Here is a 25,694-nt window from a genome sequence, read left to right as displayed (position 1 = left end):
CTATGGTGGTGATTCGTCTAGCCCGTGGTGGCTCGAAGAAGCGTCCGTTTTACAGTTTAGTAGCAGCCGACTCACGTAATCGTCGTGATGGTCGTTTTATTGAACGTATTGGTTTTTACAACCCGGTAGGCGGTGAAGGCCAGGAAAACCTGCGCATTGCCCTAGACCGTGTTGAATACTGGACATCCAATGGTGCCAAGTTGTCGCCTGCCGTTCAGCGTTTGGTGAAAACCTACTCCGAACAGGCTGCAGCCTAATACTGCAGTGGCACAGTCTGCCGAAGCGGCGCCGCGCGACTTGGTCGAGCTTGGCCGTATCGTTTCAGCCTATGGTGTAAAAGGCTGGGTGAAGATCCAGCCCCATTCGGCTCAAGCAGACGTATTGCTGGGTACCTCCGTTTGGTGGTTAAAAGCGCCCGTCCCGCCTGGGAAGCAGGGCGCTTTTTCGCACCCGGGTACAAGCTACCGTGTGCAAACCTCGCGCTTTCACACAGATAGCGTCGTTGCGCAGCTTGGTTCTGTTAGCGATCGCAATCAAGCAGAGGCGTTGAAGGGTTATACCGTATGGGCGCCGCGCAGTGCGTTTCCTGAAGCCGAGGACGATGAGTATTATTGGATAGATCTTATCGGTTGTCGCTTATATGGTGAACACGGTTCTGAAACGGTATTGCTCGGCGAAATTATCGAAGTCATCGATAACGGAGCCCATGGTGTCTTGCGCGTAGCTCGGGCTTGCGAAACGGAAAGCGGCGTGCTGGAGCGCCTTCTGAATGAAAAAGGTCGTGTTCAGGAGGTGTTAGTGCCATTTGTGCAGGCCCATGTGCATACGGTCGACCTTCAAAACAAAAGTCTGTACAGTAACTGGCCTGCCGACTGGTAGGGACAGCGATGCGTTTCGACGTTATTACACTTTTCCCCGATATGTTCTCGGTTGTGCGCGATTTGGGCGTAACCGGACGCGCGCATCGACGTGAACAGTGGGCGTTGCAATTATGGAATCCACGCGACTTTACCCAAGACATCCATCGCACAGTTGATGACCGCCCCTATGGTGGTGGGCCGGGTATGGTCATGATGGCAGAGCCACTGGAAAAAGCCGTGACGGCGGCGCGAAGCGCCCGTAAAGATACCCCCGCAGTCATTCTGTTATCGCCTGCCGGCAAGCCATTTACGCAGAGTCGTGCTCAAGCATTGGCACATAGCCAGGGCGCTATTCTCATCTGTGGGCGCTATGAAGGGCTTGATCAGCGTTTCATCAATCGCTGCGTAACGGAAGAAATTTCACTTGGCGATTTTGTATTGTCGGGCGGCGAGATCCCGGCATTGGCTGTTATAGATTCCGTTATACGCCTGTTGCCGGGCGTATTGAATGATGCTGATTCGGCGCGCCAGGATTCGTTTCACGAGGATCTGACCGGGTTGCTCGACAGCCCTCATTACACCCGGCCGGAAGTGTACGAAAGTGAGTCGGTTCCGGCTGAGTTATTGTCGGGACACCACGCTAATATTGCGCAATGGCGCAGACGGCAATCACTGAAGATAACCGCACAGCGCCGCCCCGATCTTATCGAGGCGGCGCGCCGTAACGGCCTGCTTTCCAAGGCCGATGAAGCGTTTCTAAAATCGTTATTATTTTAAGCGTGCCTGCTTCCAACACGCTTACTTCAGCTTGTTGAACTGTTCTTTTACCTTCTCAAGTGTTTCCGTAAATTGCGCCATGCGGTCCTTTTCTTGCTGGACCACCGCTTCGGGTGCGCGCTGAACAAAATTGTCGTTTGAAAGTTTTGTGTTGGCTTTGCTGATTTCATTGGTTAAGCGTTCAATTTCTTTGCCCAGTCTGGCGCGCTCGGCCACCACATCAATTTCCACCCTTAGCATTAGTTCGGTGGTTCCGACCACTTGAACAGGCGCACCCAACTCAGGCAGGGCATCCACAATATCCACTTCGCTTAACTTGGCCAAGGCCGATAAATAAGCATGGTTACGCGCCAGAGCAGCCGGCTCTCCGCGTGCTACCAACGGGACACGTTGGGCCGGGGAAATATTCATTTCACCGCGAAGCGCACGTACCGCCTCCACTTGAGCCTTCAGCTCGGCCACCTGTTCTTCAGCAACCTTGTTGATTTTGCCAGGCTCCGAGACGGGATAGGGTTGTACGCTTACACTGGTTTCCTGTTCGACGCTACGTTTATCTGCAACCACCGATACTTTCTGCCAAAGTTCTTCAGTAATGAATGGAATAATGGGATGAGCCAAACGCAACACGGTTTCCAGTACACGAATAAGTGTGCGACGCGTACCCAGTTGCTGGGCGGGCGTGCCGGTTTGTAATTGAACTTTGGCCAGCTCCAGGTACCAGTCGCAATATTCGTCCCAAACAAAGTGATACAACTTGTTGGCCACGAAGTCGAAACGGTAATCGGTGAAGCCTTTTTCGATATCGGCCTCCAGGCGTTGTAATTGGCTGACAATCCATTGATCGGTAAATTGCAATTCGTCGCCGCTGTCTCCCGCCAGGTTATGTCCTTCCGTATTCATCAAGACAAAACGCGAGGCATTCCAGAGTTTGTTGCAAAAATTGCGGTAGCCTTCGCAGCGCTTAAGGTCGAAGTTGATATTGCGACCTAGTGTTGCATAAGCGGCCATGGTGAAGCGCAGTGCATCGGTGCCGTAGGCAGGGAAGCCTTCGGGGTAGTCTTTGCGCGTGCGTTTTTCAATGCCGGCAGCCTGGCGTGGGTTCATCAGGCCGACTGTACGTTTGGCCACCAGCGACTCCAGATCGATTCCGTCGATAAGGTCAACGGGGTCGATGGTATTGCCTTTTGACTTACTCATCTTCTTGCCTTCCATGTCGCACACCAGACCGTGCACATAAACATGTCGGAAGGGAACTTGCCCGGTGAGGTGCATGCTCATCATGACCATGCGGGCCACCCAGAAGAAAATAATGTCGAAACCGGTAACCAATACGCTGGAAGGCAGGTAGCGTGCCAAATCGGGTGTTTGTTCGGGCCAGCCCAAGTCGGTAAAGGGTACCAAGGCCGACGAAAACCAGGTGTCTAGTACGTCCGGGTCTCGGGTTAGGGGGCCGGTAATACCGGCCGCCGCCGCTTTATTGTTCGCCTCCTGCTCATTGCGTGCCACGACAATCCGGCCGTCTTCGGCATACCAGGCGGGAATTTGATGACCCCACCACAATTGACGCGAAATACACCAGTCTTGTATTTTTTCGAGCCATTGGTTGTAGGTGGTGCTCCAGTTTTCCGGGAAGAACTGCACACGACCGTCGGCGACAACCTCCAGGGCGACATCGGTAATGCTTTTGCCGGGGTGCAGGGCATTTTCCGGAGCGGGTTTGCTCATGGCCACGAACCATTGGTCGGTTAGCATGGGTTCAATAACGGTCTGCGTGCGGTCGCCGCGTGGCACCATAAGCTTGTGTTTTTTAACGTTTTTCAACAGACCCAGGGCGTCCAGGTCGGCGACGACCTGTTCACGTGCGTCAAAACGGTCTTTGCCACGATAGGCCTCGGGCGCGTTGTCATTGATTTTGGCATCTAACGTCAGGATGCTGATCTGTGGCAAAGCATGGCGTTGTCCAACGGCGTAGTCGTTGAAGTCGTGCGCCGGCGTAACTTTAACCGCGCCGGTACCAAACTCTTTGTCGACGTATTCATCGGCAATAATAGGAATTTCGCGGTTGCATAATGGCAGTGAAACGGTTTTGCCAATTAAATGCGCGTAGCGTTCGTCTTCGGGGTGCACCATGACAGCGGCATCGCCCAGCATGGTTTCGGGTCGGGTTGTCGCGACAACGACATGAGTTTGATCCCCGTGCGGCTGCGTCAGTGGATATGCAATTTCCCATAGAAATCCGTCTTCCTCTTCACTGACGACCTCCAGGTCGGAAACTGCAGTGCCCAAAACCGGATCCCAGTTCACCAGACGCTTGCCGCGGTATATAAGACCTTGTTCGTACAACCGCACAAATGTCTCTACCACCCCGCGTGACAAATTGTCATCCATGGTGAAATATTCGCGATCCCAATCAGCCGATGAACCGAGCCGGCGGAATTGACTGGTGATGGTATTGCCTGATTGTTCCTTCCATTCCCAGACTTTCTCCAGGAATTTTTCGCGCCCAAGGTCGTGGCGGCTCACGTTCTGGGCATCGAGCTGGCGCTCAACCACAATTTGGGTGGCGATGCCGGCGTGGTCGGTGCCCGGAATAAACACCGTGTCGTCACCGCGCATACGGCGGTAACGCACGAGACCGTCCATGACTGTTTGGTTAAACGCATGCCCCATGTGCAGCGTGCCGGTTACGTTTGGCGGTGGGAACTGAATGGCATAGGGTTCACTTGCCCGAGAGGCAACGGGTTCCACATGTTGACCCCCTTTAAAGTAACCGCGTCGCTCCCATTCCGGGTACCAGCGCGATTCGATTTCTTGCGGTTCGAAGCTTTTGGGAAGTTGATCGAGGTCTTGCTTAGTGGAGGAAGAGGTCATATAAAACAGTGAAAAACGAATAAATGGATGAATTGGCAGGCAAAATGCCGTTTCTGTTACAAAATGGCTAAAACCCTCTATTTTATGATGGAGTGGTGGTTTTTGGGCGTGTTAAAATGAACGGTTAACAAAAACTCTAGCAAAGTTCTTGTTTTTATTGGAAAAACCGTTTTTAATCTTTGGATATTTTATGGCAATCGAACGCACCCTTTCCATTATCAAACCCGACGCCGTCGCGAAAAACGTGATTGGCCAAATCGTAGCCCGTTTTGAACAGGCCGGTTTGAAAGTTATTGCAGCATCGTTAAAGCAGTTGTCCCGCTCGGAAGCAGAGCGTTTTTATGCCGTTCACAGCGAACGCCCGTTCTTTAAAGACCTGGTCGATTTCATGATTTCGGGCCCGGTTTTCGTGCAGGTGCTGGAAGGTGATAACGCCATTCAGAAAAATCGCGACCTGATGGGTGCAACCGATCCCAAGAAAGCGGACGCCGGTACCATTCGCGCCGATTTCGCTGAAAGCATTGATGCCAATGCCGTGCATGGTTCCGATGCCCCTGAAACTGCAGCCGTTGAAATTGCTTTCTTCTTTCCCGAAAGCAACATTCACAGCCGTTAAATTATGACAGAACCGAACGAACCGATCGACGTTTTGGGTATGGGCCCAGCCGAACTTACTGCGCTGGTCGCGCAGTGGGGCGGCAAGCCGTTCCGTGCCCGTCAACTTATGCGCTGGGTGCACCAGCGCGGGGCCGGCTCGTTCGACAACATGTCTGACCTGGCCCGTAGTTTCCGTGAACAGCTATCGCAACATTGCCGTATCGGTGCGCCGCTGGTGCAAACCCGCCAGTGTTCATCCGACGGTACACGCAAGTGGCTGTTCGACGTTGGCCAGGGTAATGCCGTGGAAACGGTTTTCATTCCGGAAAATGACCGAGGCACCTTATGCATTTCAAGCCAGGCGGGTTGCACCGTGGGTTGCCCCTTTTGTTCCACGGGTTATCAAGGGTTCAACCGTAACTTAAGCACTGCTGAAATTATCGGTCAACTCTGGCATGCCAAACGTGAACTTGAAACCGAGCGCGATGCCGCTCGTGTTTCGGATGAGGCTAAAAACCCGGCTGACCGCGTCATTACCAATGTGGTCATGATGGGTATGGGCGAACCGCTGCTGAATTACGACCAGGTTGTAGGCGCCCTTCACTTAATGCTAGACGACAACGCCTATGGCCTGTCACGTCGTCGCGTTACCGTTAGTACTTCGGGTGTGGTGCCATTTATGGATCGCCTGGCCAAAGATTGCCCGGTTGCATTGGCGGTATCATTGCACGCGCCCAACGATGCTTTGCGCGATAAACTTGTACCGTTGAACCGCAAGCACCCGCTGTCGGAACTCCTGGATGCCTGCAATCGTTATCTGGAATACGCACCGCGGGACTTCATCACCTTTGAATACATTATGCTCGACGGTGTAAACGATACCGACCAGCACGCCCAGGAGCTTATTGATATTGCGCGTCAGGTGCGTTGCAAGTTCAATTTGATTCCGTTTAATCCTTTTCCGCAATCGGGCCTGAAGCGCTCGCCGGCCACCCGGGTCCGTTTGTTTGCCCAGCGTTTAATCGACGCGGGTTTGGTTACAACTGTTCGTAAAACCCGTGGCGATGATATCGCTGCGGCCTGCGGTCAGTTGGCCGGCGATGTAAAAGACAGAACACGTATTAACGAAAGGCTGCCCCATCGTGCAACCATTCTCATGAAAGAGGAGCATGCATGACTCAACCTCTGCTTAAAGAAGACGCTGAATCCGCGTCCGTTATACCGCTGCGTGAAGGCATTGGTTCGGCATTCAAAACGCTGCGTCAGTCCAAACGTATTACGCTGTCCGAAGCTTCCGGCCGAATCAAGTTTTCAACGCGCCAGATTCAGGCGCTTGAGAACGAAGAGTGGGATATTCTGCCTACAGGTGTGCCTTTGCGTGGCTTGGTCAAGAACTATGCTCGTTTTCTTGAGGCCGATGTAGATGCCATGCTGGTGATGCTGGAAAGCCAGGTTGCATCTGCAACGCCGCCGCGTTCTGCAATAGAGCCGGCAAAGGGCGGGGCTGCTTTCACCCCAACCGACCTGCCGTCGCAAGCGGAAGGGGGAGGCTTTCCTTGGGTGTGGTTCCTGATTATTGTGGCGTTGCTTGTGGTAGCCGGCTTTTATGCCGTTGATCAAGGCTGGGTTCCCGAATCGTGGCTGGCTTTTGAGTGGCTTAAGTCTCTGTAATTCATGAATCAACCCTCCTCTTTGCCGCCCTGCGCAGACGCGCCCCTTGCCGTTGGGCCGGCACCGCGTCGAAATACCCGGCAAGTCAGCGTGCAGTGGGGCAATACCGTAGTGAGTGTGGGCGGGAATGCACCGATCGTGGTGCAGTCAATGACAAACACCGATACGGCCGACGCCATTGCGACCGCCATTCAGGTGAAAGAGCTGGCGCAAGCAGGTTCCGAGGTTGTCCGTATCACGGTCAATACACCCGACGCCGCTCGCGAGGTTCCGGCCATTCGGCAGCAGCTCGATCGCATGGGTATTGATACGCCGTTGGTGGGTGACTTCCATTACAACGGCCATAAATTGTTAACCCAATTTCCCGAATGCGCCCAGGCTTTGTCGAAATATCGCATTAACCCGGGCAATATGGGTGCGGGCAACCGGCGTGAAGATAATTTTGCTCAGATGATTGAAGTGGCATGCCGCTACAACAAACCTGTTCGCATTGGTGTTAATTGGGGTAGCCTCGACAGCGCACTTATGGCCAGAATGATGGATGAAAACAGCCGTCGTCATGAGCCCTGGAGTGCCCAGGCAGTGATGCGTGAGGCGTTGGTGGTATCAGCTATCAGTAATGCGCAGCGGGCTGAAGCGCTGGGCCTGCCCGGCAACGCTATCGTGTTGTCGTGCAAAGTCAGCCATGTGCAAGATCTCATCGCCGTATATCAGAGTCTTGCTTCTCGTTGTGATTACCCCTTACACCTGGGTTTAACCGAGGCGGGTATGGGCAGCAAAGGCATCGTGGCTTCCACGGCTGCCCTGGCGGTTTTGCTTCAGCAGGGTATTGGCGATACTATTCGCATCTCGCTTACGCCTGAGCCGGGGGGGGATCGTACCCGGGAAGTGGTTGTGGCTCAGGAAATTTTGCAAACGATGGGTTTGCGCGCGTTTACACCTATGGTGGTGGCGTGCCCAGGGTGTGGCCGTACCAGCAGCACAGTATTCCAGCATCTGGCCGACAGCATTCAGGCTTATTTGCGTGAGCAAATGCCGGTATGGCGAACGCGTTATCCCGGCGTGGAAAGGATGAATGTAGCCGTCATGGGCTGCGTGGTAAACGGGCCGGGTGAAAGCCAGCATGCCGACATCGGCATCAGTCTTCCGGGCACAGGTGAAATCCCTTCGGCTCCGGTGTATGTTGATGGTCGACGCACTGTAACGTTGAAAGGTGATCACATTGCGCAGGAATTCCAGGCCATCGTCGAGCATTACGTAGAACAACGTTACGGCGCCGGCGCGTGATCGCGCTTTGTGTCTAATTAAAACAAGAGCAGGTATGTCGCAGTCATTTCAGAAGGTCCATGCCATTACGGGCATGAAAGATGTATTGCCCGATGGCAGTGCGCAGTGGGAGCAGTTGGAAAAAATCGTCCGCGAGTGGTTGGCGGCATACGGATATCGTAATATTCGTACCCCGGTGCTGGAGCACACGCGTTTGTTCGCGCGCGGTATCGGTGAAGTAACCGATATTGTCGAGAAGGAAATGTATTCCTTCACCGATGCGCTCAACGATGAGAAACTCACGCTGCGACCCGAGTTTACCGCCGGTATCGTGCGTGCCACGATTGAGCACAATCTGGTCTACGACCGACCGCAACGCGTGTTTTCCATGGGGCCGGTTTTTCGCCACGAGAAGCCGCAACGCGGGCGTTATCGTCAATTTCATCAAATTGATGTTGAAGCGCTGGGTTTGAAAGGCCCCGATGTTGATGCTGAGCTTATTGTCATGTTGGGGCGCTTGTGGAAAACGTTGGGGCTGAACGATGTGCGTCTGGAGTTGAACTCGCTAGGCCAGGCTGATGAACGCCTGCGGCATCGCGAAGCTTTAGTGGCCTATCTTGAACAACACGTGGACGTGCTGGACGAAGAAGGGCGGCGTCGTATGTATACCAATCCTTTGCGTGTGCTGGACACAAAAAATCCAGCCATGCAGGAGATGGCCAATGGCGCCCCACGTTTATTTGATTTTTTGGGTGAAGAGACTCGTGCGCATTTTGACGGAGTTTGTGAGCGCTTGAGCGATGCCGGTATCGCGTATTCTCTTAACCCAAGGTTGGTACGCGGTCTTGATTACTACAACCTTACCGTGTTTGAGTGGGTTACCGATCAACTCGGTGCACAGGGCACCGTATGCGGTGGTGGCCGATACGATGGCTTGGTTGAACTGCTGGGGGGAAAACCTACGCCGGCGGTGGGTTTCGCTATTGGGATGGAGCGCTTGCTTGACTTGTGGTCGCAAAACCGCCCGGTTATTGATACGCCGGAGTGTCAGGTTTATATGATTTATCAATCGGAACCGGCTCAGCGCATGTCGGCAACGTTGGCTGAGCAGTTGCGCGATGCCGGCTTGCGCGTTATTGTCCATGCCGGCTCCAGTGGTTTTAAGTCGCAATTCAAGCGCGCTGACGCCAGTGGAGCGGTTGTGGCCGTCATTATTGGTGAGCAAGAGCATCAGAATAATGAGGTCAGCATAAAATGGCTGCGCGCTGATTTAATTGAAAACGATATTCAACAGGAAACGATTCCCGCAAATCGCCTGGTAGACGCAATAAAACAAAAGGTTTAAAGAAAGAATGGCATACGATCTGGAAGAACAGGAGAAACTAGACGCAATCCGGCAGTGGTGGGAGCGCTATGGCACGCTTATAGTAACTGTTTTGGTTGTTATTGCGGCATCGTTCGCGGGGTGGCGCGGCTGGCAGTGGTATGAAACTAATCAGGCCAAGCAGGCCATGGGTTATTTCGAGGCCCTTGAAACGGCAGCCACGAACGAACAAAACGAAGAGTCGTTGGCCCGTGTGCGGGCGGCCAGCGAAACATTGCGCGAAGATTTTCCCAAATCGGGTTATGCCTCGCGAGGCGCATTAGTGGCGGCACGCGTATTGCAGGAGCGTGATGATTACGCTGGGGCCAAGGAACAATTGAATTGGGTCATCGAACAAAGTGGCGATGCCGCGTTGGTGCCGTTGGCACGTTTGCGTCTGGCTGGTGTTTTGTTGCAGCAAAAAGAATATGACGCCGCGTTGAAAGCATTGGAGAACCCGTCGGAGGCGTTCGCAGCGCTTTATGCCGATCGTCGTGGCGATATTCTTGCGGCGCAAGGTAAGCCGGATGAGGCCAGACAAGCATGGCAAAGTGCGGTGGAAATCTTGGGCGATGATCCCATGATACAAATTATTGAACTCAAAATAGACGCCCTGGGAGACTAAGATAATGCGCAAAGCAGGTTTTCGCCGTTGGCAAAAGGGTGCGGGCGTCGTGATGACGTCGTTCGTCTTGGCGGGTTGCTCCTGGTTTTCTCCCAGTGACCCACGTTACGAACCTACTCCTCTTACTGAGTATCCTGCCCAAATTTCAGCAGCGGCCGGTTGGAATGTATCGATTGGTAGTGGTTCCGGCCCTGGTTTTGTTCCCCAGTTGGTGGGCGAGTCGGTGTACGCGGCAGCGCCCAATGGGTCGGTGGTTAAAGTTGCACTGGGCAGTGGTGCCGTTCAATGGCGTGCCGATGCAGATATTCCCTTGTCGGCTGGTGCGGGTTCCGACGGCGTGACCACGGCGGTAGCGGGCCCCGACGGCACGGTCGTGGCTTTTAACGATCAAGGCCAGGAAAAATGGCGTGCCAAGGCAAGTAGCGAGGTGTTTATTCCACCGGCAGTAGGTGAGGGTATTGTGGCAGTGCGCAGTAGCGACTACCGTATTCAGGCTTTTGATGCTAATACAGGTGATTTGCTTTGGAGTTTGCAGCGCCCCGGCCCGGCACTGGCCTTAAAAACCAGCATGCAAATGCTGATTATCGAGGGCGTGGTGATCTCCGGTCTGCCCAATGGTCGCGTGATTGTGATTGATGCCCGTAATGGGGCTGTGCAGTGGGAAGGTAATGTCTCTTCGGCGCGCGGTGCAACCGACCTTGAGCGTATCAACGATGTGGTGGGTAAACCGCAGGCGCTTGGGCCTTTGCTTTGCGCTGCATCGTATCAGGGGCGTATTGTATGTTTCGACGTTTCTCAGGGTGGTGTGCCTATCTGGGAGCAGCGTTTCTCGACTTCCCAGGGTATTGTGGCAGACAGCCAGCAAGTGTATGCGGCTAACCAGCGCGATGTGGCGTACGCCTTTAGTCTGAACGATGGCACCGAGCGCTGGAAGCAGGAACAATTGCGCAATCGGCGTCTGTCCGGTCCGGCAGTGGTGCCCCAAGCTGTTGCCTATGGCGACCTCGATGGATATGTCCATTTCCTATCGCGAGTGAATGGCGATTTATTGGGCCGTGTGCAGGTTGGCAGTGGACCTATTGTGTCGCCGTTGGTAAGCACGCCGCGAGGGGTGCTGGTGCAAACCGACGGCGGTAATCTCGTACTTGTTGGTGTCAATTGAAAAACACGTTGTTCAAACCCGTTGTCGCGCTGGTTGGGCGCGCCAATGTGGGCAAATCCACACTATTCAACCGTCTTACACGGTCGCGTGCTGCGCTCGTAGCCGACTTCGCCGGCTTAACACGTGATCGTCATTACGGTGAAGGCCGCCTGGGCAATCATGCTTATCTGGTAGTAGACACCGGTGGCTTTGAGCCAATCGCGAAAGAAGGCATTATGGTGGAAATGGCGCGCCAGACAGAGCAAGCCATTGCCGAGGCCGATGTGGTTATTTTTCTTGTAGATGCTCGGGCGGGTATTAACGCACACGATCACGAAATTGCCCGTTTGTTGCGCCGTGCGGGTCAACGTGTTTTGTTGGCGGTAAATAAAGCCGAAGGCATGAAACATGGGTCCGCCGCTGCGGAATTCTATGAATTGGGCTTGGGTGAACCGTACCCTATTTCTGCTTCGCATGGCGATGGCGTGGTCGACTTGATCGACAACGCGCTTTCATTCCTTGATGACGGTGTTGCTGACCAGGAAAGCGTCCAGGAAGCGTCCGATTGGACGTCTGAGGCCGACGAAAAAGAAATCAACGACGTCGATGTTGTCGTTGACGATGTTGCTGAAGCCGGTACTGAAAAAGATAAACATCATCGCATCAAGCTGGCCATTGTCGGTCGGCCGAATGTGGGTAAATCGACGCTCATCAATACTTTAATCGGCGAAGAGCGTGTCATCGCCTTCGATTTGCCGGGTACTACGCGCGACGCGATAGAAATTGAATTCGAGAAAGACGGCACGGCTTATACCTTAATCGATACAGCCGGATTGAGGCGTCGCGGAAAAGTGTTCCAGGCAGTGGAAAAGTTTTCCGTCATTAAAACCTTGCAGGCTATTGAGGCATGCAATGTGGTGGTTCTCATGCTGGATGCCCATACGGAAATTTCCGATCAGGACGCGCATATCGCCGGCTTTATTTTGGAAACCGGTCGGGCGCTGGTGATTGCCATTAACAAGTGGGATGGGCTTGACGATCACGCCCGCGATCGTATCAAGCGCGACTTTGAGCGTAAATTGCGGTTCCTGTCGTTTGCCAAGGTCCATACCATCTCCGCATTAAAAGGGCGGGGCATTCAACCGCTCATTAAATCGGTAAAGCAAGCCCATGCAGCGGCATTTGCCAAGCTGCCTACGCCGCGCCTTACGCGTGTTCTGCATGCTGCAGTCGAGCAACAGCCCCCCCCGCGCAAAGGTATTTTCCGGCCTAAAATGCGGTATGCGCACCAAGGCGGGCAGAATCCACCGCTTATTATTATTCATGGTAACGCGCTGGATGCCATTCCCGATTCTTATCGGCGCTATCTGGAAACGCGTTTCCGCACGGAGTTCAAGCTGGAAGGCACGCCTTTACGCATTGAGTTCAAATCGTCTCAAAACCCGTATATTCAACAGGGGGCCAAGTGAGTCGGTTCTGGAGTGATCATGTTTCCGGTTTGTCGCCTTATGTGCCGGGAGAGCAGCCGCGGGTTGTCGACCTGCTGAAACTGAATACCAACGAGCATCCGTGGGGCCCGTCGCCCAAAGCGCTGGCGGCCATCAAAGAGGCCGCCGATAATCGCTTGCGTTTATATCCAGACCCCAAAGCCACGGCTTTGCGTGAGGTGTTGGCGGAACATCATGGCGTAACACCTGATTGTATTTTTGTCGGGAACGGATCGGATGAAGTATTGGCCCATTTGTTCAATGCTTTGTTTCGACGCCAGGGTCGGGCGCTGCGTATGCCGGATATTACCTATAGCTTTTACCGCAGCTATTGCAAGTTGTTTGGTATCACCCCCGAGTTGATCCTTCTTTCGAAAGATCTGTCTATACGGCCAAATGACTATTTGCCGCGGGCAGATGGAGATTTAGCCGCAGGGATTATTTTTGCCAATCCGAACGCACCCACCGGACGGGCATTACCATTGCAGGACATCGCCTTTATCGCCAAGGCGAATCCGGATATTCCGGTGGTGGTCGATGAGGCCTATGTGGATTTTGGGGCCGAATCGTCGGTGGCCTTACTGGAACAGTACGACAATGTTGTGGCCGTACATACTTTTTCAAAGTCGCGTGCGTTGGCTGGATTAAGAGTAGGTTATGTGGTTGCGAATCCGCCTATTGTGGAAGGGCTGGAGCGTGTCAAAGACAGTTTTAACTCTTATCCACTTGATTCTTTGGCGCTGGCTGGTGCAATTGCATCGGTGCAAGACGATGATTATTTTCGTGAAGCCTGCAATGCGGTGATCAACGCGCGCGACACCTTGACCCGGAGTTTAACTGAACTGGGCTTTCAGGTGTTGCCCAGCTCGGCCAATTTCGTTTTTGCAACCCACCCCCAGCATGACGCTGCGTCTTTGTTTGCGGCGTTACGCAAACAGCATATTTTAGTGCGGCACTTCCCGCTTGAACGAATACAGCAGTATTTGCGTATATCAGTGGGAACCCCTGAAGATAACGCGCGCCTGTGCAAGGTGTTGAAAACAATTATTACAACCTCCCACCCATCGTCAGCATAGCGATTTACGGGAAAACCCTGTACAGTTACAGCTTGCGGTATTTCTATAACAACACAATTGGAGTAAAGCCAATGAGCAACAAAGGGCAAACATTACAAGACCCGTTTTTGAACGCACTTCGTAAGGAACATGTTCCCGTTTCCATTTATCTGGTGAACGGTATCAAACTGCAAGGTCAGGTTGAGTCTTTCGATCAATACGTGGTGCTGCTGCGCAATACCGTCACGCAAATGGTATATAAGCATGCCATTTCCACCGTTGTGCCGGCACGTCCGGTTAATTTGCAGGTTGATGACGCTGCTGCCGAATAAGTCAGCCGTTTCTGTTGGTCTCAGTAAAACCCGCCATGCACACTGTGCAGGCGGGTTTTCGTTTCTTTATGTTTGAATGAAATCTTTAATTATCAGTGTTGATCTGGGCAACCCGGATTTCCAGGCTCATTCCGATGAGTTCGTGATGCTTGCCGAAGGTGCCGGCGCCGAGATTGTGGGTCATTTGGTTGCTCGCCGTCAACGGCCTGATGCCGCGTACTTCATTGGCAAAGGCAAACTTGATGAGGCCGCATTATTGGCCGATTCAAGTGAGGCCGAAATTATACTGTTCGATCAACCTTTGTCGCCGGCACAACAGCGCAATATTGAGCGGGCCCTCAAGCGCAGGGTCATTGATCGTGTTGCACTTATCCTGGATATTTTCGCGTTGCGTGCGCAAAGCCATGAAGGTAAGTTGCAGGTTGAGTTGGCCCAGCTTCAGCATTTGGTGACACGCCTAACACGCATGTGGACCCACCTTGAGCGTCAGCGCGGGGGTATAGGCATGCGTGGTCCCGGTGAGTCTCAACTGGAAATGGACAAGCGCATGATCGGCGCCAAGGTTAAGTTGTTGAAAGAGCGTTTGGCCAAAGCGCAAAAGCAGCGAAACACGCAAAGGCGCGCACGTACCCGGCGCGGCACCATGTCGGTCTCGTTGGTGGGTTACACCAACGCAGGAAAATCCACCTTATTCAATGCTTTAACACGTGCCGGCGCATACGAAGCCGATCAATTGTTTGCCACGCTCGATACCACCACCCGCAAGCTCTGGATCGACGGGTTTGGGCAGGTGGTGGTGTCTGATACGGTTGGGTTTATTCGCGATTTGCCTCCAACGCTGATCGCGGCTTTTCGCGCTACATTGGAGGAGACTGTCCAGGCCGATTTGCTATTGCATGTGGTCGATGCAGCAAGCCCGCAGCGTGATGAGCAAATTGCCGAAGTAAATAAAGTGCTGGGAGATATTGGGGCAGGCGAAATTCCCCGGATTCTTGTCTACAATAAAATCGATGCAGCCGGTTATGAACCGCGGGTGGGGCGTGATGAACATGGTACCATTGTGCGAGTGTTCGTTAGTGCGCTGACGCGTGCAGGCCTTGATGGTCTGCGTCAGGCTATCGTTGAATCAGGTCAAGTCGCAGGAAACAATGCGTTTAATGTCGAAAATATTTAATTTGAACGACCCGGGCTGGGGTCGCGGAAAAGGCGATGGCAATGACTCGTCGCAGCCCAATAATCAGAATCGCCCCGGTAATAACCAGGGCAATAATGGTGGCCCTCCCGACCTCGACGAGGTCTGGCGTGATTTCAACGGCAAAATAGGTTCACTGTTTGGCCGTAAGCGTCGAGGGGGGGGCAACATGGGCGGTGGCGGCAACGGTGGTGGGCCGGTTCAACTGCCTAAAGGTTCTCCAAAACTGTTTGTCTTTATCGCCATTGTATTGGTTGGTTTATGGCTTTCCAGCGGCTTTATTATTGTGCAGGAAGGGCAGGTTGCCGTGGTGACCAAATTTGGTAAATACACGAAAACACTGAATCCCGGTTTGCAATGGCATATGCCATATCCCATTGAAGAAGCACAGCCTGTAAATATTGCGCAGTTGCGTACCTTTGAAGTGGGTTATCGCGGAAGCGTTGGCAACAAGGTGCTGAACGAATCTCTTATGCTTACGACCGACGAAAATATCGTCGATGTGCAATACGTAGTGCAATATCGCCTCATGCCGGAAGGTGCGCCCAACTACCTGTTTGAAACAGTCGACCCCGACGACTCTGTTCGTCAGGCTGCCGAAACCGCCATGCGCGAAGTGGTCGGCCAGCGGCCTATGGATGTCGTTTTGTATTCCGGTCGTACCGAAATTGCCAATAGTGTTCAGCAGCTTACTCAGGACATTCTCGACCGCTATAAAACCGGTGTGCAAGTTAGTACTGTTGCCATACAGAACGTCCAGCCGCCGGAACAAGTGCAAGCGGCGTTCGATGATGCCGTTAAAGCAGGTCAGGACCGCGAACGTTTAATTAACGAAGGAAACGCCTACGCCAGTCGCATTATTCCCGAGGCACGAGGTCGTGCTGATCGTATGGTTTTCGATGCACAAGGCTATACCGCGCAAGTGATCGGTACGGCGCAGGGTGATACCGCACGTTTCGCTGCAATTGAAACTGAGTTTGCCAAGGCGCCGGAAGTCACCCGCGATCGTATGTATTTAGCCACCATGCAAACGATACTTGAAAACACATCAAAGATACTTATCGACAATCAGTCGGCCAGCAATATGTTGTATTTGCCACTTGATAAAATTATGCAGCAAGCCTCTCGCTCCAACTCAAGCACGGCTTCGCCCGATCCTGCAGCTGGTATGGCGGCAGGCTCTGCCGGCCAGTCGTCCGAGGGGAGTGGCAGTTCGTCCGGTAGTACTTCCGGTAGTGGGGGGCGTAACGCCTCTGGTGGGGGTAGCCCCTACAGCAATTCGTCGAATTTGCTGACAAGTCCGTATTCGTCACGCTAAGGAGGCCACCCCATGCCACGTTTTTTCCCGTATCTGGTTGGTCTGGTCATTTTATTGGCCGTTGCCTCCTCTTGTGTTTTCATAGTGCGTGAACGCGATGCCGCGCTGGTTTTTGCCTTGGGTGAAGTGCGCGACACCATCACTGAACCCGGTTTGTATTTCAAGCTGCCCCCTCCGTTTGAAAACGTCGTCCGGCTCGACAAACGACTTCAAACCATCGAATCGCAAGACCCTGAGCGTATTCAAACGGCTGAAAAGAAGAATTTGCTTATTGATTCTTATGCCAAATGGCGTATCAGCGATCCACGACAGTACTATGTCACTTTCGGTTTGAATAAAACAGCCGCCGAAGAGCGCCTTAGCGCGCAAATTCGCGATGCTTTGAACGCAGCCGTGAACGTGCGCACGGTGAAGCAGGTGGTGTCCAGCGAACGCGGTGACATCATGGATGAGATTTTGGCTAATGTGGCGCGTCGCGCGGCACCGTTGGGTGTTGATGTGGTTGATGTTCGTCTTATCCGCATCGATTTTTCGCCCGAAATTTCGGAATCGGTTTATCGTCGGATGGAAGCCGAGCGTAAAGAAGAGGCCAATCGTTTGCGTGCCACTGGTTCAGCGGAAAGTGAACGAATTCGTGCCCAGGCCGATCGTGAGCGCGAAGAAATTTTAGCCAAGGCTTATGCTGACGCCCAGAATATTCGTGGTGAAGGTGATGCCGATGCCGCTGCAATTTATTCGGAATCCTACGGCAAGAATCCTGACTTCTATAGTTTCTACCGTAGTTTGGAAAGTTATCGGTCCGCGTTTTCCAACAAAAACGACACGCTGGTGATTAGCCCGGATACCGATTTCTTCCGGTTCTGGGGTAATCCGCAAGGTGGACAAGCCCAAGAAGGAGCGGGCAGCCGTTAGGGCGGTTGCCTTTACTTCCCAAGTGTCACCTTCACTTTGAAAAATGGTCTCAACACGCTACAATACGCCGTAAGTTGAATTACCATCCGCAAGCGACTTGGCGGGCTTACGCCCCAAGTCGCTTTTTGTTTGATTAACGCCATACCCAGGTTCATCAGGGCGCTAAAAAATGTCGAAATGGTTATTGCCGGAAAATCTGGCAGATATCCTTCCTGCAGAAGCACGTCGTATCGAAGAGTTGCGCCGCGAATTACTTGATTTATACCGTTCCCACGGCTTCGAGTTAGTGGCGCCACCGCTCGTTGAATATCTTGACTCTCTTTTGTCCGGCTCAGGTTCCGATCTAAATTTGCGTACATGCAAGTTGGTTGATCAGCTATCGGGTCGTACATTAGGAGTTCGTGCCGATATCACCCCTCAGGTTTCCCGCATAGATGCGCATTTGCTGAATCGCACCGGCGTGACGCGATTGTGCTACTGCGGTACTGTATTGCATGCGCGTCCGGCAGATCTTCTGTCTGATCGTGAGCTTTTACAAATTGGTGCTGAAGTATTTGGTCATGAGGGTGTCGAGGCCGATATCCAGATCATTCAAATGGCACTCGAAAGCGTGCAGCGTGCGGGTGTGCCGCGTCCGCGACTCGATCTTGGGCATCCAGGCATTTTTCGCGCTATTGTGGCGGCCGACCCCGCCTTGGCTGAAATCGAAGCAGAGTTGTCAGAATGCGTGGCAGCAAAAGATCAGTCCGGCATTCAAGCGTTATGTGCACAGGCCGGGCAAGTTCGGGGCGGCCTGGTTGAGGCGCTGCTTACTTTGACAGGCCTTTATGGCGGTGTGTCGGTGCTTGAGCGGGCGTTACGCAGCCTGCCGTCATTGCCCGCTATCCAGCAAGCGGTGCACGATATGCAAACACTTATTCAGGCGTTACCCGATTATGACTTTAGTGTCGATCTGGCTGACATCGGCACCGGTTATGCGTATCACACCGGGGTGGTGTTCGCTGTTTATGCCCAGGGCTGGCATAACGCAGTGGTCCGTGGTGGCCGCTATGACGGCGTCGGTAAAGCTTTCGGTCGGGCGCGCCCGGCAACGGGTTTTAGTCTGGACTTACGTAAGCTGTCGTCAGGCTTAGAGCCGGCTCCTCTGGCGACTGCCATTCAAGCGCCCTGGGGAACCGATGCAGCGCTGATACAGGCTATTCGCAAGTTACGCGAAGCAGGTGAAATCGTGGTTCAGGTCTTGCCGGGGCAATCGCACTCACTCGACGAATTTAATATCGATCGTGAATTGGTGCTGTCCAATGGCCAGTGGCAGGTTGAGTCGGTCGTTTAGCCAGGAATCAGTAAGTTTAGGGCGCCGGCCCGGGTTTGATTCGAAGGCGGCGCATTATTTAATTTTCAAGCCAACACGGCTTTTATTTTATTACGCAACATGAGCAAGAATATCGTGGTAATCGGCACCCAATGGGGTGACGAAGGCAAAGGAAAGATTGTTGATTGGCTGGCTGAATCCGCCAATGGCGTGGTGCGCTTCCAGGGTGGGCATAATGCCGGCCATACTTTATGGATTAACGGCACCAAAACCATTTTGCGCCTGATTCCCTCGGGTATTATGCACGCCGGCGTGACTTGCTACATTGGTAATGGGGTAGTGTTGTCGCCGGATGCCTTGCTGAAAGAAATCGGTGAGCTTGAAGAGGCGGGTATCGATGTGCGTTCGCGCCTGCAAATCTCGTGGTCCTGCCCGCTGATTCTTCCGTATCACATTGCTATTGATCAGGCCCGTGAAAAACGTAAGGGTGACGGAAAAATTGGCACGACCGGAAGGGGGATTGGGCCGGCTTATGAAGATAAGGTCGCGCGCCGAGCCATTCGCGTGCAAGATCTCTACGATTTGGATGTCTTCGATGCCAAGCTTGAAGAGGCGCTTGATTACCATAACTTCGTACTAACGCAATATTTGGGCGCTGAGGCCGTTTCGGTTAACGAAGTGCGCGATCAGGCGCTGGCGTTGGGCGAACAAATCAAACCCATGGTGGCTGACGTTTCCGCCAATTTGCATGGGGCTCAGAAAGCCGGTCAAACCTTGTTGTTTGAAGGGGCGCAGGGTGCTTTGCTCGACATCGACCATGGTACGTACCCTTTTGTGACAAGCAGCAATTGTATTGCCGGTGCAGCTGCCGCAGGTGCGGGTGTCGGGCCGCAGTCGTTGAATTACGTTTTGGGCATTGCAAAAGCCTATACTACGCGTGTGGGTTCAGGTCCGTTTCCTACAGAGCTGCACGACGATATAGGCTCTCATCTTGCCAAAGTCGGGCATGAGTTTGGCTCGGTTACCGGTCGCCCGCGCCGTTGCGGTTGGTTCGATGGCGCTGCGATGAAACGGTCAGTCATGATTAACGGCATCTCAGGTTTGTGTGTCACCAAGCTCGATGTCCTGGACGGCCTGGAAACCATTCGTATTGGGGTCGGTTATCGCTACAAGGGCCAGTTTCTCGATGCTTTGCCGCCAGGGGCGCAGGCCGCGTCCGAAGCGGAGCCGGTTTTAGAGGAAATGGCCGGCTGGCAAGACTCCACAGTGGGTGTAACCCAATACGACGAGCTGCCTGTTAACGCGCGTCGTTATCTTGAGCGTATCGCCCAAGTGTGCGATGTTCCTATCGACATGGTCTCAACTGGTCCTGATCGCATGGAAACCATTGTGCTGCGCCATCCGTTCAAAAACTAATCACTTTTTAAACCTGCACAGGTCTTTTCCTGAAGACTGTGTGGGTTTATTATTACGGACTCTTTTCGCTACACAGGAACTGTTTTCATGAATTTGCCTCCCAGCACCGACCGTGATCTTTGGGTATCGTGGGATGAATACCACGCTTTAATCGACCGTCTTGCTCTAACGATTCATGAGTCAGGTTGGGAATTTGAGAAAATTATCTGCCTGGCGCGCGGGGGTATGCGGGTAGGTGATATTCTTTCGCGCATTTTCGACGTACCCTTGGGCATACTGGCGACGAGCAGTTATCGTGAAGCAGCCGGTACGCAACAGGGCAAGCTCGACATTGCCCAGTTTATTACGATTACCCGCGGCACACTTGACGGCAAAGTACTGCTGGTCGACGACATGGTCGATACCGGTATGACGTTTATTCGCGTAGGCGAGCATTTGCGTGAGCAGTTCCCCGACATTACCGAGTTGCGCAGTGCCGTGTTGTGGTGGAAAGGGCACGCCAAAGCCCACCCCGATTATTACGTCGACAAGCTACCCACGAACCCCTGGATTCATCAGCCTTTTGAGGATTACGATAGTTTGCGTCCGCATCAATTGGAAGCCTGGGTGCGAAAAGGGGTTCGCAATTCCTGAAAACATGGTAGAATTTAGGGCTTAATTAACCTGTACCGGATATCGAATACTTTATGCCAACTGTTCGCTTAAAAGAAAACGAGCCTTTTGAAGCCGCATTGCGTCGCTTCAAACGCACTATTGAAAAAAACGGTTTGTTAACCGAGCTGCGTTCGCGTGAATTTTATGAAAAGCCAACGGCCGAGCGTAAGCGTAAGCACGCTGCTGCCGTAAAGCGCCACTATAAGCGTTTGCGTAGCCAGCAACTGCCTCCTCGTCTGTATTGATCCCCGAGTCCTTTGTACAGGAACTACTCGCCCGGGTTGATGTAGCCGACGTCGTCGGGCGGTACGTGCAATTGAAGAAAGGTGGGGCCAACTTGCTTGGTCTCTGTCCTTTCCACAACGAAAAATCTCCTTCTTTTACTGTTAGTCCCACCAAGCAGTTCTACCACTGTTTTGGCTGCGGTGCGCATGGGTCGGCAATCACGTTTTTAATGGAACATACCGGGGCCAGTTTCCCGGAAGCGGTCCGTTCGTTGGCGGGCGGCGTAGGGATGACGGTACCGGAAGCCCCACGTTCTCCTCAGTCGCGTGAGGCATCCAGACGGCGCAAGGAAGAGGTATCGCGCCATCAATTGGCGCTGGAATCCGCACAGCGATTTTATCTGCAGTCGTTAAAGGCGTCACAGGCGGCGATCCGATATCTGAAAGATCGCGGCCTGTCGGGGGAAATTGCTGCGCGCTTCGGTTTGGGTTGGTCCGGTCATGATCGCCGGGGGCTGGCGACAGTTTTCAGTAATTATGAAGACCCTTTGTTGGTCGAAGCTGGTTTGGTGGTAGAGGCGGACGACGGTCGTCGTTATGATCGTTTCCGCGAACGAGTGATGTTTCCCATTCGTAATGCCCGAGGCCACTTGATTGGTTTTGGCGGGCGCGTTATTGGCAAGGGCGAGCCCAAATACCTTAACTCACCTGAAACGCCTATTTTCTCAAAGGGCCAGGAACTTTACGGGTTGTGGGAAGGACGCGACGCGATTCGGCGCGAAGGTCATGTGCTGGTGGTGGAAGGCTACATGGATGTGGTGGGGTTGGCGCAACAGGGCGTTGAAAATGCCGTGGCGACACTCGGTACTGCTACAACCGAACAGCATATCCAAAAGTTGCTGCGCGTGGCTGACAAGATTGTCTTCAGTTTTGATGGGGATGGCGCCGGGCGCAGAGCGGCCTGGCGCGCTTTGCAAACTTGTTTGCCCTTACTGCGCGATGATGTTTCCCTACGTTTTTTATTTCTGCCTAGTAACCATGATCCGGACTCTTTCGTGCGCGAGCATGGCGCTCAAGTGTTTCGCGACACGGTTGCCGGCGCGCCGGCGTTATCGCGCTTTATGTTGGACGAATTGGCTCAACGACATAACCTGAACGAAGCAGAAGGGCGGGCTGCATGTGTACACGAAGCGCGCCCCTTATTGCTGCAGTTGCCGCGTGAAACAACGTTGCGTGTGCAAATTGAGCGTGAGTTTGCGCAGCAAGTGAAGCTGACCCCGGAAGAGCTGGCGGCACATCTGGAGGCAAGTGAGCACGCAGCGAGGGAGGCTGAGCAGTGGCGGAATGCGGCACGCGTGCCGGAACGGCATAACAAGTCGTCGCAAACACATCATGCCGACGATACGCATTTTGAACCCGTATTTGATCATTTCCCTACGGAGCCGCCCGGCTTTATGGATGATATGGATGTCGGCGCAAACACGTCGGGAGCCTCTGAGTCGGGTTTGTCGGCTTCTGCGTCACGTGTGTCGGGTCGGGTGAAAGCCGGTGGCTCGCCAAGAAGCCGTACACGTGCAGTTACGCCATTGGCCAAGCGGCTGTTGCGGTTGCTGTTGGCGCATCCTGAGCTGGTGCATGCCTTGGGTGATCAACAACTTGAAACTTTGGCGCGTGGCCCTCATCTAAGTATGGTAAGAGCGCTAATTGAGTTGATTGGAAGTAGCGGGGCGCGTCATGTGGGCGCAGTCTTGCAGGCGGCCGATCCGGAATCCGATCTGGCGGAAGTGTTGCGCTCGATCTCAACCGATGTTTTGACACAAACCGACTTACCCGAACCCATGGCTGAATGGAACGATGCAATGCATAAAGTTGAGGTCGATGTGATTCGTGCGGAACAATCGGAACTGATCGCGGCAGGTTTGCCGGATGCCGTTTCGCGTGAACGTTATCAACTCCTGACCCGGCGGCTGGCAAAATTGTCGGGATCCTGATCCGGCCGCAATATTTCACGCGTTTTAACTGTTTGAATTTGAATAACTATTGTAAAATAAAGGGTTTTACACGTTACTAGTTTCCCACGCGTTTTTAGCGCGTTCTTCACAATATGGCCTTTTGTGCAACCTGTAACCCGAATGTGGTCAGGCATTAATTATTAATGGGCGTGTTTATTGAAGAAAGCAACAAAAACAACGGGCAGCCAGGTGTAGAAAACCCTGTTTTTGAGCATCACGCATTGGCCAATAAGCGGTCCAATGACGGTTGGTGCGTCTTCGGAAGCGAATATGACCAAAGCGACTGACAAAACCTTGCACGATGTTGAATTGACGTCGGCAACCCGCAAGCCTAAAACTATGGCCGCCACAAAAAGTGAAAGCAAGGCCACGGTAAAAGCAGGAACAGATAAGAAGCCTGCGCGCAAAACTGCCGCACGTGGCTCCAAGGCGGCGGCCAACCCCGAAGCCGAGGCAGTCGAAGTAAAGAAGGCAACTAAGGCTGCTGCGGTCGATAAGCCGGCCCGCAAGACGGCGGGCCGTAAGGCCAAGCCCGAAACCGAGGGCACTGAGCCGAAGAAACGTAAAGCCCGCGCCGCGCCTACCGGGCGTCGCCCCGGTCGTCCGGCCAAGGCGGCTAACAACGATGGTGCTTTCGACGATAACGATATGGATGTCGAAGCCGAAGTTATTCCTGACCTTAAGCCGGTTTCCAAGCGTGGAGGCAAACGTGCCAAAGGCGAGAAAGATACGCCGGCCCGTAACCTGACGCCTGAAGAACAAGAAGCGCGTCGCAATCGTTTGAAGATTCTGATTAAACTGGGTAAAGAGCGTGGTTACTTAACTTACGGTGAAATTAACGACCATCTTCCTGACGACTTGGTGGATGCCGAAGCAATCGACGGCATCATCAGTACTTTCAGCGACATGGGCATTTCGGTCTACGATCAGGCGCCTGATGCAGAGTCGTTGCTTTTGAATGACAACGCACCCGTTGCTTCCAGCGATGACGACGTAGAGGACGAGGCGGAAGCGGCACTTACCACGGTCGATTCCGATTTTGGCCGTACCACCGACCCTGTTCGCATGTATATGCGCGAAATGGGCACGGTTGAGCTGCTCACACGCGAAGGTGAAATTGAAATTGCCAAACGTATCGAAGACGGCTTGAAGCACATGGTGATGGCAATTGCCGCTTGCCCCACAACTGTGAATGAAATTCTGGAGCATGTTCAGCGTGTACGCGATGGTCAGGCGCAAATCGATGAAATCGTCGATGGCCTGATTGACGAAGATGGTGAAGAGTATGCCGGTTCCGGCGTCTCCGCAGACGAAGATGACGACGGTCCGGCCGGCGGCATGAGCAGCAAGCAATTGGAATTGTTGCGCACTAAATCATTGAAGAAGTTCGATGCAGTCAATCAATGGTTCGACAAGATGCGCAAGGCCTTCGAGAACGAAGGTTATGGCTCCTCGGCTTATAAAGAGGCCCAGGAAGCCATCGTTAATGAGCTTATGGGCATCCGCTTCACGGCCAAAATGGTGGAAAAACTGGCTGATCGACTGCGCACCCAAGTTGCTGAGGTTCGTAAACTTGAGCGTGAGATTTTGCACATCTGTGTCGATCGCGCCGGCATGTCGCGTACTTATTTCATTAAGGCTTTCCCTGGCAATGAAACCAATTTGAACTGGGTTCTGGAAGAGGTGGCTGCCGGCCATGGCTATTCGGAAACATTGGAGCGCCACGTGCCTGCTGTTCATGAAACACAGCAAAAGCTTATCGACCTTCAGGTTAGCGTGGTATTACCCCTGAAAGATCTGAAAGACGTCAACAAGCGTATGGCTACGGGCGAAGCCAAGGCGCGTAAAGCCAAGCGTGAAATGACCGAGGCAAACTTGAGGTTGGTTATTTCTATTGCCAAGAAATATACGAATCGCGGGCTGCAGTTCCTGGATCTCATTCAGGAAGGCAATATTGGCTTGATGAAAGCGGTCGACAAGTTTGAGTACCGTCGCGGTTATAAGTTCTCTACTTACGCGACATGGTGGATACGTCAGGCTATTACACGCTCCATTGCCGACCAGGCACGTACTATCCGTATTCCGGTACACATGATTGAAACCATCAATAAAATGAACCGGATCAATCGCCAGATTCTGCAGGAAACCGGTGCTGAGCCCGATCCGGCCACCTTGGCGCAAAAAATGGATATGCCGGAAGACAAGGTCCGCAAGATACTGAAAATTGCCAAAGAGCCCATCTCCATGGAAACGCCTATCGGTGACGATGACGACTCCCATTTGGGTGACTTCATTGAGGATTTGGCGAACTTGTCGCCTTCTGATTCGGCTTTGCACGGCTCGATGCGTGACGTTGTCAAAGAGGTGCTTGATTCCTTAACGCCACGCGAGGCCAAGGTGCTGCGCATGCGTTTCGGTGTTGAAATGAGCACTGATCAAACGCTTGAGGAAGTCGGTAAGCAGTTCGACGTGACGCGTGAGCGTATTCGTCAAATAGAGGCGAAAGCGTTACGCAAGTTACGTCACCCCAGCAGGGCCGATAAGCTTCGCAGCTTCCTGGAAGGGCAGTAAGTTCAGGGGCTTGATTGGGTAACAAAGTGATTATGGCG

General features: G+C 53.2%; 23 protein-coding genes. 22 read left to right on the top strand and 1 reads right to left on the bottom strand.

The features are described from left to right. Positions 1-2: 2 nt before the first annotated feature. The 3 genes from rpsP to trmD are packed head-to-tail and all read left to right on the top strand — an operon-like array spanning position 3 to position 1,637. The gene (gene rpsP / locus G9Q38_RS12275) at positions 3-257 is read left to right on the top strand and encodes a 30S ribosomal protein S16 (RefSeq protein WP_114420965.1); all 255 of its coding nucleotides are present in this window, start codon (positions 3-5) and stop codon (positions 255-257) included. 7 nt (positions 258-264) lie between these two features. Beyond that, positions 265-879 carry a ribosome maturation factor RimM gene (gene rimM, locus G9Q38_RS12270; RefSeq protein ID WP_166131405.1) on the top strand — a complete coding sequence of 205 codons (615 nt, stop codon included), beginning with the start codon at positions 265-267 and terminating at the stop codon, positions 877-879. Positions 880-887: 8 nt separating this feature from the next. Then, complete coding sequence (trmD, locus tag G9Q38_RS12265) at positions 888-1,637, top strand: tRNA (guanosine(37)-N1)-methyltransferase TrmD (protein ID WP_166131402.1); 750 nt, start codon at positions 888-890, stop codon at positions 1,635-1,637. Positions 1,638-1,658: 21 nt separating this feature from the next. On the opposite strand, the gene G9Q38_RS12260 is transcribed toward trmD, so the two are convergent. Beyond that, complete coding sequence (locus G9Q38_RS12260) at positions 1,659-4,508, bottom strand: valine--tRNA ligase (RefSeq protein WP_166131399.1); 2,850 nt, start codon at positions 4,506-4,508, stop codon at positions 1,659-1,661. A gap of 190 nt (positions 4,509-4,698) precedes the next feature. Here G9Q38_RS12260 and ndk point away from each other — a divergent pair, with 190 nt between their 5' ends. From ndk to rpoD, 19 genes are all read left to right on the top strand, one after another. Continuing rightward, positions 4,699-5,124 carry a nucleoside-diphosphate kinase gene (gene ndk, locus G9Q38_RS12255; protein ID WP_166131396.1) on the top strand — a complete coding sequence of 142 codons (426 nt, stop codon included), beginning with the start codon at positions 4,699-4,701 and terminating at the stop codon, positions 5,122-5,124. Between the two features lie 3 nt (positions 5,125-5,127). Further along, complete coding sequence (gene rlmN / locus G9Q38_RS12250; protein ID WP_166131393.1) at positions 5,128-6,282, top strand: dual-specificity RNA methyltransferase RlmN; 1,155 nt, start codon at positions 5,128-5,130, stop codon at positions 6,280-6,282. Beyond that, positions 6,279-6,776, top strand: a complete 498-nt coding sequence (locus G9Q38_RS12245; protein WP_119516366.1) for a helix-turn-helix domain-containing protein — start codon at positions 6,279-6,281, stop codon at positions 6,774-6,776. Before rlmN ends, G9Q38_RS12245 begins: the two co-directional genes overlap by 4 nt. Positions 6,777-6,779: 3 nt before the next feature. Then, the gene (ispG, locus tag G9Q38_RS12240; protein WP_166131390.1) at positions 6,780-8,063 is read left to right on the top strand and encodes a flavodoxin-dependent (E)-4-hydroxy-3-methylbut-2-enyl-diphosphate synthase; all 1,284 of its coding nucleotides are present in this window, start codon (positions 6,780-6,782) and stop codon (positions 8,061-8,063) included. 34 nt (positions 8,064-8,097) lie between these two features. Next, positions 8,098-9,387 (top strand): histidine--tRNA ligase, encoded by a 1,290-nt coding sequence (hisS, locus tag G9Q38_RS12235; protein WP_166131386.1) that lies wholly within the window; start codon positions 8,098-8,100, stop codon positions 9,385-9,387. Between the two features lie 7 nt (positions 9,388-9,394). Continuing rightward, positions 9,395-10,030: a YfgM family protein gene (locus G9Q38_RS12230; RefSeq protein ID WP_166131383.1), complete on the top strand. Its 636-nt coding sequence runs from the start codon at positions 9,395-9,397 to the stop codon at positions 10,028-10,030. 1 nt (position 10,031) lies between these two features. After that, positions 10,032-11,192 (top strand): outer membrane protein assembly factor BamB, encoded by a 1,161-nt coding sequence (gene bamB, locus G9Q38_RS12225; RefSeq protein ID WP_370523892.1) that lies wholly within the window; start codon positions 10,032-10,034, stop codon positions 11,190-11,192. Further along, the gene (der, locus tag G9Q38_RS12220; RefSeq protein ID WP_166131377.1) at positions 11,189-12,640 is read left to right on the top strand and encodes a ribosome biogenesis GTPase Der; all 1,452 of its coding nucleotides are present in this window, start codon (positions 11,189-11,191) and stop codon (positions 12,638-12,640) included. The genes bamB and der overlap by 4 nt, the downstream gene beginning before the upstream one ends. After that, the gene (gene hisC / locus G9Q38_RS12215) at positions 12,637-13,734 is read left to right on the top strand and encodes a histidinol-phosphate transaminase (protein WP_166131374.1); all 1,098 of its coding nucleotides are present in this window, start codon (positions 12,637-12,639) and stop codon (positions 13,732-13,734) included. The genes der and hisC overlap by 4 nt, the downstream gene beginning before the upstream one ends. Positions 13,735-13,805: 71 nt before the next feature. After that, the gene (gene hfq / locus G9Q38_RS12210; protein ID WP_114420882.1) at positions 13,806-14,045 is read left to right on the top strand and encodes an RNA chaperone Hfq; all 240 of its coding nucleotides are present in this window, start codon (positions 13,806-13,808) and stop codon (positions 14,043-14,045) included. Between the two features lie 76 nt (positions 14,046-14,121). Next, positions 14,122-15,219, top strand: coding sequence for a GTPase HflX (hflX, locus tag G9Q38_RS12205; RefSeq protein WP_166131371.1), 1,098 nt, complete (start codon positions 14,122-14,124; stop codon positions 15,217-15,219). After that, entirely contained in the window at positions 15,194-16,555 is a 1,362-nt protein-coding gene (gene hflK, locus G9Q38_RS12200) for an FtsH protease activity modulator HflK (RefSeq protein ID WP_166131368.1), read from the top strand. Before hflX ends, hflK begins: the two co-directional genes overlap by 26 nt. Before the next feature lie 12 nt (positions 16,556-16,567). Then, a complete protein-coding gene (gene hflC / locus G9Q38_RS12195) occupies positions 16,568-17,467 on the top strand; it encodes a protease modulator HflC (RefSeq protein WP_166131365.1) in 900 nt (299 codons plus the stop codon). A 169-nt stretch (positions 17,468-17,636) separates the two neighbouring features. Continuing rightward, positions 17,637-18,800 (top strand): ATP phosphoribosyltransferase regulatory subunit, encoded by a 1,164-nt coding sequence (locus G9Q38_RS12190; protein ID WP_166131362.1) that lies wholly within the window; start codon positions 17,637-17,639, stop codon positions 18,798-18,800. Between the two features lie 99 nt (positions 18,801-18,899). Then, complete coding sequence (locus tag G9Q38_RS12185) at positions 18,900-20,195, top strand: adenylosuccinate synthase (RefSeq protein ID WP_166131359.1); 1,296 nt, start codon at positions 18,900-18,902, stop codon at positions 20,193-20,195. An 87-nt stretch (positions 20,196-20,282) separates the two neighbouring features. Beyond that, complete coding sequence (locus tag G9Q38_RS12180) at positions 20,283-20,828, top strand: phosphoribosyltransferase (protein ID WP_114420876.1); 546 nt, start codon at positions 20,283-20,285, stop codon at positions 20,826-20,828. A gap of 53 nt (positions 20,829-20,881) precedes the next feature. Then, entirely contained in the window at positions 20,882-21,094 is a 213-nt protein-coding gene (gene rpsU, locus G9Q38_RS12175) for a 30S ribosomal protein S21 (protein WP_114420875.1), read from the top strand. Next, entirely contained in the window at positions 21,091-23,064 is a 1,974-nt protein-coding gene (gene dnaG / locus G9Q38_RS12170) for a DNA primase (protein WP_166131357.1), read from the top strand. The genes rpsU and dnaG overlap by 4 nt, the downstream gene beginning before the upstream one ends. 291 nt (positions 23,065-23,355) lie before the next feature. Further along, positions 23,356-25,656, top strand: coding sequence for an RNA polymerase sigma factor RpoD (rpoD, locus tag G9Q38_RS12165; protein WP_166131354.1), 2,301 nt, complete (start codon positions 23,356-23,358; stop codon positions 25,654-25,656). Positions 25,657-25,694: the final 38 nt, after the last annotated feature.

This window comes from Pusillimonas sp. DMV24BSW_D, assembly GCF_011388195.1.
Classification (GTDB): domain Bacteria; phylum Pseudomonadota; class Gammaproteobacteria; order Burkholderiales; family Burkholderiaceae_B; genus Neopusillimonas; species Neopusillimonas aestuarii.
The sequence above is the reverse complement of the archived record's forward strand: the minus strand, read 5'-3'. Positions and strand labels throughout refer to the sequence as shown.